The organism is Negadavirga shengliensis (genome assembly GCF_042652345.1).
Classification (GTDB): Bacteria; Bacteroidota; Bacteroidia; order Cytophagales; family Cyclobacteriaceae; genus Negadavirga; species Negadavirga shengliensis.
In genome coordinates this window covers 349,073-362,189 of sequence record NZ_JBHSJJ010000002.1, presented here as the reverse complement: position 1 = coordinate 362,189, position 13,117 = coordinate 349,073, and the positions used below count along the sequence as shown (strand labels likewise).

The 13,117-nt window shown below is 46.0% G+C and carries 9 protein-coding genes; 5 read left to right on the top strand and 4 right to left on the bottom strand.

The window, feature by feature from the left end; genetic code table 11:
* Positions 1-41: 41 nt before the first annotated feature.
* A complete protein-coding gene (locus ACFPFU_RS04435) occupies positions 42-1,121 on the bottom strand; it encodes a serine hydrolase domain-containing protein (protein WP_377061919.1) in 1,080 nt (359 codons plus the stop codon).
* Positions 1,122-1,309: 188 nt separating this feature from the next.
* Between ACFPFU_RS04435 and mgtA the strand changes: the two genes are divergently transcribed.
* A complete protein-coding gene (mgtA, locus tag ACFPFU_RS04430; protein WP_377061917.1) occupies positions 1,310-3,841 on the top strand; it encodes a magnesium-translocating P-type ATPase in 2,532 nt (843 codons plus the stop codon).
* 78 nt (positions 3,842-3,919) lie between these two features.
* Here the strand turns inward: mgtA and ACFPFU_RS04425 are convergent, their stop codons facing one another.
* From ACFPFU_RS04425 to ACFPFU_RS04415, 3 genes are all read right to left on the bottom strand, one after another.
* On the bottom strand, positions 3,920-4,495 hold the full coding sequence (locus ACFPFU_RS04425) for a DUF3244 domain-containing protein (protein ID WP_377061915.1): 576 nt from the start codon (positions 4,493-4,495) through the stop codon (positions 3,920-3,922).
* A 435-nt stretch (positions 4,496-4,930) separates the two neighbouring features.
* Complete coding sequence (locus ACFPFU_RS04420) at positions 4,931-5,701, bottom strand: class I SAM-dependent methyltransferase (protein ID WP_377061913.1); 771 nt, start codon at positions 5,699-5,701, stop codon at positions 4,931-4,933.
* 23 nt (positions 5,702-5,724) lie between these two features.
* Entirely contained in the window at positions 5,725-6,453 is a 729-nt protein-coding gene (locus ACFPFU_RS04415) for a lysophospholipid acyltransferase family protein (protein ID WP_377061911.1), read from the bottom strand.
* Between the two features lie 187 nt (positions 6,454-6,640).
* On the opposite strand from ACFPFU_RS04415, the gene ACFPFU_RS04410 reads away from it, so the two are divergent.
* The 4 genes from ACFPFU_RS04410 (at position 6,641) to ACFPFU_RS04395 (ending at position 12,983) form a co-directional block, all read left to right on the top strand.
* Positions 6,641-7,915 (top strand): alpha/beta hydrolase family protein, encoded by a 1,275-nt coding sequence (locus ACFPFU_RS04410; protein WP_377061909.1) that lies wholly within the window; start codon positions 6,641-6,643, stop codon positions 7,913-7,915.
* Between the two features lie 139 nt (positions 7,916-8,054).
* Positions 8,055-10,445, top strand: a complete 2,391-nt coding sequence (locus ACFPFU_RS04405; RefSeq protein WP_377061908.1) for a PSD1 and planctomycete cytochrome C domain-containing protein — start codon at positions 8,055-8,057, stop codon at positions 10,443-10,445.
* 1 nt (position 10,446) lies between these two features.
* Positions 10,447-11,904 carry a DUF1501 domain-containing protein gene (locus ACFPFU_RS04400; protein WP_377061906.1) on the top strand — a complete coding sequence of 486 codons (1,458 nt, stop codon included), beginning with the start codon at positions 10,447-10,449 and terminating at the stop codon, positions 11,902-11,904.
* A gap of 680 nt (positions 11,905-12,584) precedes the next feature.
* Positions 12,585-12,983 (top strand): response regulator, encoded by a 399-nt coding sequence (locus ACFPFU_RS04395; RefSeq protein ID WP_377061904.1) that lies wholly within the window; start codon positions 12,585-12,587, stop codon positions 12,981-12,983.
* Positions 12,984-13,117: the final 134 nt, after the last annotated feature.

Below are 13,117 nucleotides of genomic sequence, written 5' to 3'. Positions count from 1 at the left end.
ATGAACTTGGATTGGAAAATTGAGGCTTTCCCTGCGGCTGTTTAATGGTTGACTGACAAGATCCCTGCTACGTCCATAGCCAGTTTGTAGGGAAGGGATTTTTCCGCCAATTGGTTCACGGTTCCTGTAAGAAACAATTTATTCTCAGGAATATAAAACGCAAAGGATCCTGTCATGCCTGTGTGACCGATTATATCCGGAGTCTGTCCGAAAGGAGGTGTGTACCACGGCTTTCTGTACAAGCTGAGGCCCCACCCATAATAGAAGCTCTTGCTCACATGTACCCAGTTTTGCATTTCGCTTAAGTATTCCTGTGGAAAAAGATGCCCGTGAAAAAAAGCCTTTAAAAAGGCCATGTTTTCCGGGGCTGTACTTACCAATCCCCCGTCTGCTCCAAAAGAAGCCATGGCTTTAGGGATAAACAGTTTTTTGTCCTGATGATAGAAGACGGCTGGCGTTCGGTCTTTGATGTCTCCGTAAATGTATGTTTCTGTAAGGCCCAGCGGCCCAAAATGGAACTCCTCCAATACCTTAAGGACAGGTTCCCCGCAGATGTTTTCAATTACTTTTACCAACAATTGGAAATTGGTATCGGAATAATGGATTTTGCCTTTTTGCCCCGGTTTGAACAGGGAATCCATCTTGCTGACGGTATTTATCATTTGCCCGAAGGTCCAGGAACGGTCAATTCCCGCAATTAAATCTTCCCTGAGGGTAGATTCACCCATAATAGGATAATCAAAATAATCAGGCAATCCGGAACGATGGCTGAGTAAATGCAATAAGGTGATTTTATCGGTATAATCCTGATCTTTCAAACGGTGCAGCCCCTTAATCTCCTTTTCGGGAATGTGCCGGCACAGGCTATCACTGAGTTGGAGTTTGCCCCTTACCCTTAATTTCATGATCAGGGCAGTGATGTGCAGTTTGGCCACACTGGACAGAAAATAAGGCTGGTCGGGTAATAGGTCTCCGGAGGCCCCTGTCCATGAAAACTTTTCCTTTTGTTCGTGATATATGGAAAGTACTACGCCGTGGGCAGAACGGTTTTCGACGGCGTTGTCCAACAAGGTTTGCAGTTTTTTGGTGTGGGTTTCTACGTGTTTTTCAAGGGGCACCATATATCCGATTCCGATTGTTGCTATTTAAATAATTAAACCAACATGATTCCTTTTTCTAGCGTAAATATGGAAATTATGGGGTAGATATTAAAAACCGGAGGGGATTTTTTGTAAATTACTTTAGTAGGAATGGCATTTTGGGGGAAGAGAACCCGGGCATATAGCCATTTTAATTTTAACTATTAATTGTGAAAAAAAATAAGTCAAAGGCCGGTTTTCCTTTTTGGTCCATGACCCCGGAAGAAGTCATGCTTCGGCTGGATACATCATCTTCCGGGCTGTCGCTTTCGGATGTGGCGATGCGCAAACCAAAACCCGTTTCTCCGATGAGATCAGCGCTCATAAGGGAAATTTTCCTTTTTGCCTCACAATTCAAAAACCCATTGACGTTGCTGCTTTTGTTCGCTTTGGTTTTTGCACTTTTTCTCGAAGAATATACCGAATCCGCCATCATTTTCAGCATGCTGTTTATGTCCGGCATGCTGGGCTTTTATCAAGAGAGGAAAGCCACCCGTGCTGCTGAAAAACTTAAGGCTTTGTTGGTGTCAAAGTCCCGGGTTAAGCGGGAGAACGAGATAATGGCAGTGCCGATGCAAGAAGTGGTGGTGGGGGATATCCTGCTTCTGGAGGCAGGGAACATTATTCCTGCCGATGCCTTGATTCTTGAACTGAAGGATTTTTTTGTCAATGAGGCTGTATTGACAGGTGAGTCGTTTCCCTCCGAAAAAAGAGCAGGAAAGATCCCCGCGGATTCCCCCCTTATCAACCGGCAGAATTCGGTTTTCAAAGGGACACATGTGATCAGCGGAACAGCTACAGCTGTAGCGGTATTTACCGGTGCGGACACCTTTATGGGGGAAATCGAAGCTGGGTTGAGGGTAAATATGGAGGAAACCGCCTTTGAAAAAGGCATCAACCGTTTTGGATATATGTTGATGAGAATGGCATTGCTGATTGCCGGAATCATCGTATTTATCAATATTTGGACAGGTAAAGATGCTTTGACGAGCATTTTGTTCGCACTGGCCTTGTCCTTGGGACTCACCCCTGAAATGTTGCCCGCAGTTTTGACAATTACCCTTTCCAGTGGTGCCAAGAGAATGGCCAAAAAAAATGTCATAGTAAAAAAGCTCTCTGCCATCCAGAACCTGGGTGCAATGGACGTATTGTGTTCTGACAAGACGGGAACACTTAGCGAGGGGGAAGTAAAAGTACATTCCTATGTTTCCATATCCGGGCAGGAAAATACCCTTATCCGGAAATTCGCCTTCCTCAACGCCTGGTATGAGACAGGATATCCCAATCCCATGGATGTTGCCTTGCGGGAACAGGCAGTCACAGATATTTCCGGTTACCAAAAGGTTGACGAAATACCCTTTGATTTTATCCGCAAACGGCTGAGCATAGTGGTAACAAAGGAGGGGGAAGGTAACATCATGATTACAAAAGGGGCCTTAAAAAATATAATTGAAGTGTCTGACAAAGCCCTGATGGATGATGGAAGACTGGTAGAGATAGCGCAATTCCATGATAAAATCAATCAGGATTTTAAAAAATTCAGCGCAGAGGGGTTTCGCACTATCGGTATTTGCTACAAAGATGTGACCGGGGATCCGCTTATTACCAAGGATGATGAGGTCGGGATGGTCTTTTTGGGATATGTGCTTTTGCACGATCCCCTTAAGGCTGACATCCGTGAAGTGATCGGGGGTCTAAAAGACAAAAATGTCCAACTGAAGATTATTACCGGCGACAATACATTGATTGCCAAGAACATTGCTGTTCAAATCGGGATCTCCCCAAAAAAAATCATTTCGGGAAAGGAGCTTCATTCACTCAGCGATGAAGCCATCGTCGCGAAGGTGGATAAAATGGATATTTTTGCCGAAACCGAACCTTCCCAAAAAGAAAGAATAGTAAGGGCACTTCAGAAGAGGGGGCACATAGTCGGTTATGTGGGGGATGGGATCAATGACGCCACTGCCTTAAGGGCGGCGGATGTGGGGGTTTCTGTCAACAATGCCGTAGACGTGGCCAAGGAAGCGGCGGACCTTATTTTGTTGGAAAAGGAACTCGATGTGTTGAAAGACGGTATAATGGAAGGGAGAAAGACCTATCAAAATACCCTTAAATATATATTTATAACCTTAAGCGCCAATTTCGGCAACATGTTCAGCATGGCAGGAGCATCCATTTGGTTACCCTTTCTCCCGCTTTTGCCTTCTCAGATATTGCTGACCAATTTCTTGACAGATATCCCGGCTTTAAGCATTGCTGCCGACAGGGTGGATGAAGAGTTGCTAGAAAAGCCCAGGCGTTGGGATATAGGTTTTCTCCGGAAATTCATGATGGTTTTCGGTTTTCAGAGTTCGGTGTTTGATTTTCTTACTTTTGCAGTATTGGTATTTGTGTTTCGAGCAAGCCCGGAAATCTTCCGTACAGGATGGTTTATTGAGTCCGTAATTACCGAACTGCTGATTTTATTTGTCATCCGAACAAGGAGACTGTTCTTTAAAAGCAAGATGGGTAAGTTTCTATTTTGGTCTGCTATTTTGGTAATTATTACTGTCTTGGTCATTCCGTATATGCCTTTTTCAACTTCATTGGGTTTCACGGCTATTCCCCTCGAAGTTTTGGTGACCATGCTGTCTATTGCTATTGTTTATGCCTGGGCAGGGGAAATGACCAAAAAGATACTCTTTAAGAAGCTTAGTTATTGACGGAACCCGTTGAAAAAAATGAAACAGGGCTGGCGAATATAGCCAGCCCAGAGAATGAATATCTAACTCCTGTATGGCTCAGTCGGCCAATTGGATGGTCTTAACCCTGCCTTGAGCGTCAGTCACCACCATATGGGACAGTTCATTTCTAAGGTTTTGGAAGCGATAGTCCCGTCTGAACCCCTCCGATTGCCTGACATAATCGGTTTTTATTTTGGTACCGGATTCGTCATAAAACGCTACTTCAGTACCCGGCTTGGTCAGACCTACCACCAACAGGGAAACCACATTGTCTGATTTCTTTTTTCCATAGGCCATCAGTGGCAGGGCAGGGGCCTTTTTGTTTTCGACGGTATACGTCGCTTTTTCTTCGCCATTGCTCACTTCCACGGTATATACGCTCTCAGGAAGCAGTGACAGGTCATATGGAATGGTTACCGGTTCTTTGGTTTTATAGGTTTTCCGGGCCAAAGTTTTCCCATTTTTGTCTTTGATGCGGACGGCTACCTTTTCCATAGGGGCGGTGAACGTTACGTGTATTTTTTGGTTTTCTGATTTTACAGAAGTGCTTTCCTGAAGTTCCTTGTTGATGGGGCTGGCACTGGCAAATGAGAAGAGGACAGAAGCAAATAAAACAGTGAATAAGGTTTTCATGATGTGGTTGAGTTTATGTTTGAATTAATTGTTGTCTGAAAAACCAATTGCCAAAAAGAGGCCAGGAATTTTGTGGAGGTATTTTTATGTATTTACATTTTTTATTCTGACACATTGAACATAAAATTGTATTTGGTGAATAATATTTTGGCACAGCTATAAAACAAAGTGATGTGTCCGCAAATGAAACACTTGGACAGGCGATTGCGCCCCATTCGGACAAGTTTCGGGTGAAAAGCGTGTAAAATGACTTTTACTAAAGGAAGCGGGGCCTTACACCGGAGTGAAATAAAAAAATACATAAATTTTTGTGAAGAATTTTTTTCAGGGAAGTCGTGGCGGTATTGTGTACGGTTTCGAACAACTCGTGTTCGGGGACGGATCAGTTAACGGACAGGCTGTGGCTTGGAGCTGGGCAGACGAAATACAAAAGTACTATAATGTCTTTCTCAATAACATTGTTGTACAGGTGAAAAAATTTTCCAGCGCATCACACTCCTCCAGCTGGTTTCGGAAATAGTTTTCAAACAGGTTAGCATTTTCGGGATACTTTTCAATGAGCGATGCTACATTTTGCCGAATAAGGGCATTGTTGCTCCGGTTAACCCCCTTTACCCTTTCCCTGTCCCAATCCCTTCTGCCTATGAGTTTACAATTACTTTCTTTTATTACCCGAAGCAGTTCCTTTTCTGTTAAACCATCGATTTTCCCTTTTTGGGAATTATCCAAAAAAATGTATTCGATCATCATATAACCGTTATCCTTTACACAAGTGCGCAATTGATGAAGCGTTGTTTTCAAATCGCCCAAGATATCTGATTCATAACCGTAAATGACCAGGTCCTGATTTTTGATCGTGGGCAGGATGGACACAAAGTTGCCACACATAAATTCAAGGGAATGATCTACATCGTGTTCTCTTGCATATTTTTTTGCAGAAGCGATGAATTCCGGTACCATATCGATTCCCAATCCCTCAAAATCAAACTTTTCTGCAAGCTGGATAAGAACGGCGCCTTTTCCACAGCCAAAATCCGTCACCGTAAAAAAATTGGATTTTATGTGGGTGTCCATCAGATCGATCATATATTCGGGCATACTCCCAAGCTCCCATAGACCCTCCAGTATTCCGGGAATGTGTTTTTCGAGTTCCTTGTCAATGATGTCAAGGGAGCGGTGAAACTCCTTTTGGGTCCGGTCTTTCATACGGGCATTAATTTATCGGGCTTTCACTCATGGGTCAGGATCATGGCTTCAAGGCGGTTGAAACATTTTTCCTTCAGGGTTTCCACTGCCAGCGTATTTTCTGCCTTATCCGGATAGATAGGTGATGAAAAGTAAATATGGATGGTACCCGGCCTCATCAGCAATGTTCCCTTGGGAAGCAACTTGTCAGCACCGATGACCGCCATCGGGATTATAGGAACCTGCGTTTCAACAGCAAGCCTGAACGCGCCCGTGTAAAACGGGAGCAGCGCATACCCGGTATCATTCCGGGTACCTTCCGGCGCCACGATGATAGAATGTCCTTTATGCAGGAAGTTTTTAAGTTGACCGATGCTTTTTTCCCTGGACTTCGGGTCCTTTCGGTCCACCCAAACAGCCAGGCGGGAGACAAGCAATCCAAACACGGGGATTTTGGCCAACTCCTTCTTGCCCAATGCACGGATATCCTGTGGGATGGCCATCGGGATCACCGGCGCATCCAGGTAGGACCGGTGATTGAAAATATATATGTAGGGCTGAAGGCGGTCAATGTGTTCCTTTCCGTGAATCCTGTACCTTATTCCCACCATGAAAGACCAAAAATTGTCCCATAATCTGACGAAAAAAAAAGCGGTCTTGCTTCCTCTTGGAGAGACGAAAAGCGGAATCAGAATGAAGGGACTGAAAATCACCATCAGCAAACTGAACATTAGCAATGAATAGGCACTGTATATATACCTGAATACAACCATTTATGTGATTTTTTGGCAAAAATACCGTATATGATTTGCAGTAGAAAAAATAAAATGGAATCTTTCTGTAAATAATGTGGCTAGTGTTTGAGTATGAATAGTTTAAGCAAAAAGAGGAGGATAGCCTGATATTTTCAGTGATCCTGAAAACGGTTCATGTTAATATTCATTCCAACTTTAGAACCAAATGAGAAATTTATTGAAAACCACGTGGCTTGTTCCGGTTTTTCTTTTCCTTCTGTCCAGTGGGCATGCGCAAGGGGACTTTGTTCCCAATTATGACGAATCCAAAATTCCGCCGTATGCATTACCCGACCCCTTACAGCGGACGGATGGGAGTGTCATAAAAAGCACCTCGGATTGGGAAAAACGGAAAAAGGAGATTTTCGAATATTTTCAAAGGGAAGTGTATGGCATCAGCCCTGTATGGGACGGCAAAATGGAGGTGCGGGAGATTTCCAAAAATGAATCTGCCATTGGCGGTACAGCCATACGACAGGAACTCAAATTGACATTGTCCAGGGAGGGTAGGAGTTTGGATATGTTTGTCCTGCTCTATTTGCCGAAATCTGCCAAAGCGTCCCCCGTATTTTTAGGTTTGAATTTTTATGGCAACCACACGGTTACAGACGACAAGGACATCTTGGTGACCGGGGCCTGGATCAGAAACAACGAAACCTATCATTCTGAAAATAACAGGGCATCGGAAAAAGGCAGAGGACTGCGAAAGGACGCCTGGCCGGTAGAGGAGATCATCGGCAGGGGCTATGGGGTGGCTACCCTGTATTACGGTGAACTGGACCCCGATTTTGACGATGGGTTTAAAAACGGCGTTCATGCATTGTATCCGCAGCAAAGGGACAGCAGTTCCTGGGGCAGCATTGCCGGATGGGCCTGGGGATTGTCCCGGATGATGGATTATTTGGAAACCCACGCCGGTGTGGACAAGAAGAAAGTTGCGGTTTTGGGACATAGCCGTCTGGGAAAAGCAGCATTATGGGCAGGTGCTCTGGATGAGCGGTTTGCTATGGTGATCTCCAATAATTCCGGATGTGGAGGTGCGGCTTTGTCCAGGAGAAAATTCGGGGAGACAGTGGGCCGGATCAATACCGCTTTTCCCCATTGGTTTGCAGACAGGTTTAAATCCTACAATGATAGGGAAAATGAACTTCTGGTGGATCAGCATCAGTTAATTGCCCTGATGGCACCCCGGCCGGTATACATAGCCAGCGGAGTGGAAGATACCTGGGCAGATCCGAAAGGGGAGTTCCTGGGCGGGCTGGAAGCCAGTCCTGTGTATGGGTTGTTTGGTAAAGAAGGCATGCCGGTATCCGAAATGCCCGCCGTGGACCAACCGGTGATGGGGACCATCGGTTACCACGTACGAAGCGGCGGACATGGACTCACCCGCTATGATTGGAAACAGTACCTGGAATTTGCGGACAAGCACTGGGGGAAATGAAACGGGTGGCCCTAGGTCCTAAACCCTCACTCCCTGATAACAAACGGCTCATGTGTGAGACAAGCGCTTGTCGAAATTGGCTGGGAATATAATACAAAATGATTAAATTGAAGGTTGAACCAAATTGGGTGTTTCATTGATGTCATCTCGCCTTTCTTTCTTTTGGTTACTGTTTTTGGCCGTTTTGTTTGCCTGCGGAGGGGTGGATGCTCCGCATAGGGAATCCCCGGTCCCGGACGAGGTGGGTTACAACCTGCATGTCCGTCCCATTCTTTCTGAGAACTGTTTTACCTGTCACGGTCCCGATGCCAACAAAAGGGAGGCCGGCCTAAGGCTGGACTTGGCTGAGGACGCCTATGCGGCTTTGAAGGAAAACCCAGGCGCCCATGCCATCATGCCGGGAAAACCCAAGGTTTCCGAAGCTTACCGAAGGATTGCTTCAAAGGATCCACTGGAAGTCATGCCTCCTCCTGAATCTAACCTTCAGCTCAGCGACAGAGAAATCCGTATGATCGAAAAGTGGATCCGGCAGGGAGCCGTTTACGAGCCGCATTGGGCTTTCGTCCCTCCGGAAAAAACACCTTTGCCTGATATAAAAAACAAGGAATGGCCCTCTAACGAACTGGATTATTTTATTTTGGCAGCTCAGGAAAAAGCCGGGTTGAAGCCAAATCCCCTGGCCGGTAAGGAAATGTTGCTAAGACGACTGAGTTTTGATCTGACAGGTTTGCCACCGGGTTTGGAACTGATGGAGAAGTTTTTAGCTAATGACGATGTTGACGCGGAGGAGCGGCTTATCGACCATCTGCTGTCCCAAAAAAGTTATGGGGAGAAAATGGCTGTTCACTGGATGGACGTGGCCCGTTATGCCGACTCCCATGGCTACCAGGACGATTATTTCCGGACCCAATGGCCGTGGCGAGACTGGGTGATCCATGCGTTTAATCAGAATATGGCTTACGATGAATTCGTCACCTGGCAGCTTGCAGGGGACTTGTTGCCGAATCCCACCAAAGAACAATTGCTGGCTACGGGGTTCAACAGAAACCATAAAATCACGGAGGAGTCCGGGGCCATCGATGAAGAATACCGGGTGATGTATGTGGTGGACCGGACCAATACCCTTGGCAAGGCTTTGTTGGGCATCACCATGGAGTGTGCTCAATGTCATGACCACAAATATGACCCTATCTCCCAGAAGGAATATTTTCAGTTATATGCGTTTTTCAACAATGTGGCGGAATACGGTATTGAAGAATCCAGACCGGGGTTTTCCAAGAAAAGCCCGGCAAAATTCCCCTTAATGGAGATTACCAATGAGGATGTGGAAGGAATCCTCTCTTTTGTGAACATGCCGGATTCGGCCAGCAGGGTGAAGGCCATTATGGGAGAGGTGGACAAGGGGGATAATTTCCATGCCCTGGCGTCTGAAGCGGCGGCATTGAAAGTATCCATTATGGGCGATTTGGATACTTTGCGAAAAACGTTCTTATTGGAGAGAGGGGACTACGAAGCACATAGAGAGGAGGTTTTCCATGGCACGCCTGAAACCATTCTTCCTTTTCCAGACGATTTCCCGAAAAACAGGCTGGGCTTGGCCCGATGGCTTTTTGACCAAAGGAACCCGTTAACGGCCAGGGTATTTGTCAACCGCATCTGGCAGGAGTTTTTTGGAAAAGGCCTGGTAGGGACCACCGGTGACTTTGGAATGCAGGGGGAGCTGCCCACTCATCCAGAACTTCTGGACTGGCTGGCCGTGGATTTTATGGAAAATGGCTGGGATATCCATCATCTGATCAGAAAGATTGTCACATCGTCTGCCTACCGACAGTCTTCCGTGGTGGACGATAAAAAAAGGGCCAAAGATCCGGATAATCGTTTATTGGCCCGTTTTCCCCGTAACAGACTATCCGCAGAGGAGATCAGGGATATGGTCATGGCCAGCAGCGGGTTATTGGTTCCTGAGATTGGAGGACCAAGTGTAAAACCTTACCAACCTGAAGGCCTTTGGGAAGCCGCTACCTCGGGGAGAGGCAATCTGTCCAGTTACAAGCAGGATACGGGTGGAGCACTTTATCGAAGAGGTTTGTATACCTTTATCAAGCGGACTGTTCCGCCACCCTCCATGATCCTCTTTGACGCCAGCAACCGGGATGAATGTGAAGTAGAAAGGACAAAAACGAACACACCGTTGCAGGCGTTGGTGATGATGAATGACCCCACGGTATTGGAAGCTTCCAGGGTTTTGGCGGCAAAACTGCTAAAAGAATCTTCCACTGAATTGGAGAAAATTCACAAAGCTTTTCAATTGATCATAGGGCGAAGAGCGGATGAAAAGGAATTGGAGATATTGGAAGGATATTACAGGGAGCAGCAGCAAAGTCTGAAGGATGACCATGACCGGGCCAAAAAACTTATAAAAGTTGGGGAGTACCCTTTGGCGTCTGATGTTCCGGAACCAGCCCAGGCAGCCATGATGCTGTTGGTGCAGACGATATACAATATGGAAGAGGCAATAACGAAATCATAAGATGGAGAAGGAGATATTCACACATGGGCTTCAGGTAAACCGCCGCCATTTTCTGTCCAAACTTAGTATCGGTTTGGGCAGTGTGGCTTTGGGATCGTTACTTATACCGGACCTTTTCCGGGGTGCCGGCAGTGGGATGAGCGCGGAGGAGCTGACCGGCGTGCCGCATTTTGCCCCTAAAGCAAAGCGGGTCATTTACCTTTTTCAGAACGGTGCCCCCTCTCAATTGGAATCTTTCGATTACAAACCGAAATTAAGGGAGATGTGGGGGGAGGAGCTGCCGGAATCCATCAGACAGGGACAAAGGCTTACGGGGATGACGGCCAGCCAGACCTCCTTTCCTTTGGTGGGTTCTATTTATGATTTCCAGCAATACGGGCAGGCCAGGGCCTGGGTAAGCGAACTTTTCCCCCATACCGCCAAAATAGTCGATGATATATGCATCATCAAATCCATGCACACAGAGGCCATCAACCATGACCCAGCCCTGACTTTTTTTCAGACAGGAGCGCAGCAGGGCAACAGGCCCAGTATGGGTGCCTGGTTGAGTTATGGGCTGGGCAGCGAAAACAGCAATTTGCCAGCCTTTACCGTGCTGCTGTCGAAAGGGAAAGGCAACGGTCAGGGGGTTTATTCCAAATTGTGGAGCAACGGCTTTTTGGAATCCGTACATCAAGGGGTCCAATTTAGCAGCGGGGAAGACCCGGTGCTTTATCTCAGCAATCAGGAAGGGATGAGCAGGGAGGAGAGGAGGAAAATGCTGGACCGGCTGGCTGAACTCAATCAGCATTCCTATGAAAAGCTGGGCGATCCGGAAATCCAGGCAAAGGTGGCCCAATATGAAATGGCCTACCGCATGCAGACCGCCGTGCCGGAAGCCACCGATCTTTCCAAAGAACCGGATATGATCTTCGACATGTATGGAGAGGACAGCCGTAAGCCCGGGACCTTTGCCGCCAATTGCCTGTTGGCCAGAAAGCTTTCCGAAAACGGTGTCCGCTTTGTACAGCTTTATCACCAGGGATGGGACCAGCACGGCAACCTCCCCTCAGAAATGTCCATCCAGGCAAAGGATGTGGACCAGGCCTCAGCGGCCTTGGTGAAGGACCTCAAGCAAAGAGGCCTTATGGAAGAGACTCTGGTGATATGGGGAGGAGAGTTTGGCAGAACCAACTATTCACAGGGAAAACTCACCAAAGACAATTATGGCCGGGACCATCATCCACGCTGCTTCAGTATTTGGATGGCAGGGGGAGGGGTAAAACCCGGGATCGTGTATGGGGAAACAGATGAATTCGGCTACAACATCACCCAAAAACCGGTTCACGTGCATGACTTCCAGGCTACCGTACTGCACCAACTGGGGCTTGATCATGAGCGGTTGATTTATAAGCACTTGGGAAGGAAATTCAGGCTTACCGACGTGGCGGGTAAGGTGGTGCATGATATTTTGTCTTAGCCCTCATTTGCCTTCAATAATTCAATCTGATTTTTTCCCTTAATCCCTTGGAGGAAAATAGGGCAGATTTTTTATTTCCCTTTTCAAAGCCGGTTCCGGCCCTGCCGTCTGAGGTAAGAAGGCAGGGGTCAACTTTGACAAAACAGGGTTTAAAACCTGACTTGGGCGATGTTTCTACCTGTTATTTTCGATTCCGGTTGGATTTTGTCATGGTTTTTGCTTGGTTCCCCGCAAAAACGGCCGCCAAAATCCTGTGAAATCTGTATATGGGGTCCGGGGACTGTCATCCCCGGGGTACAATATTTTCACCCGCTACGCGGGTTTACCTATGCCCGATTGGCGGGGAACTGGGCTTAGACTGTCAAAACCCTGCCATTAACAATCGGAGAAGGAAAGGTTCCGGCTTTTTCAAATTTTCAAGGCCGATTTAATAAAAAAGATGTTTTTTTTATCAACATAAAAATAAATTTTATTACAAAAAAAAGAATAAAATATTTTTTCGAAAAAAAATAGTTTGTTTTTTTTTAAATTCATTAATCTTAATTTACATTTGAAAAAATGTATTTCGAATATATAAAAACGTATTAAATATCAAATCACCTGGAGACCCATTTGCTGAAAGCCCTGTATGGTTTCCTGAAATTTTTAGGGAAAAACGTTTAAAATTTAATTGTTAGAAAGTGAAAATACTATTAGTAGATGATGATCCGATAGTGGTCCTCTTACAAAAAAAACTGATGGAAAAAGCGGGCATACTTGATCCTGTGATTTCTTTTAACAACGGAGAAGATGCGGTTTCATATCTGGTGGAACATGCCGGCGACGAAGACAAAGATTATCTTTTATTTTTGGACATAAACATGCCCGGATTATCCGGTTGGGACGTTCTGGATACGGTAGCTGAAATCAAGCTTCCCGTTAGGCTTGCGGTGATTATTATTACTTCTTCCATTGAGACAGCAGATAAAGATAAGGCCAAACGATATGATAATATTATAGATTTTTGGGTGAAGCCTTTTAATATCATGGATTTTGTGAAACTGAAGCAAAAGAAGGAGTTAAAAGGTTTTTTTGATTGAATTCTTCCTGAAGAAGGTTAACTGGTTTCCCTGAGTGGGGTAAATGACCCTTGTCGGCCGACGTTAAGCAGTCGTGTCGCAACCACAAGCATTTTTACAGTAACTTTTGTTGGATACCTATTTTTTATTGTAAC

What these genes read in the sequence shown, in the direction of transcription:
- ACFPFU_RS04420 (WP_377061913.1), bottom strand. Translation starts at nt 5,701, where the DNA reads ATGAAAGACCGGACCCAAAAGGAGTTTCACCGCTCCCTTGACATCATT.
- ACFPFU_RS04435 (WP_377061919.1), bottom strand. Translation starts at nt 1,121, where the DNA reads ATGGTGCCCCTTGAAAAACACGTAGAAACCCACACCAAAAAACTGCAA.
- ACFPFU_RS04405 (WP_377061908.1), top strand. Translation starts at nt 8,055, where the DNA reads ATGTCATCTCGCCTTTCTTTCTTTTGGTTACTGTTTTTGGCCGTTTTG.
- ACFPFU_RS04410 (WP_377061909.1), top strand. Translation starts at nt 6,641, where the DNA reads ATGAGAAATTTATTGAAAACCACGTGGCTTGTTCCGGTTTTTCTTTTC.
- ACFPFU_RS04400 (WP_377061906.1), top strand. Translation starts at nt 10,447, where the DNA reads ATGGAGAAGGAGATATTCACACATGGGCTTCAGGTAAACCGCCGCCAT.
- ACFPFU_RS04415 (WP_377061911.1), bottom strand. Translation starts at nt 6,453, where the DNA reads ATGGTTGTATTCAGGTATATATACAGTGCCTATTCATTGCTAATGTTC.
- ACFPFU_RS04425 (WP_377061915.1), bottom strand. Translation starts at nt 4,495, where the DNA reads ATGAAAACCTTATTCACTGTTTTATTTGCTTCTGTCCTCTTCTCATTT.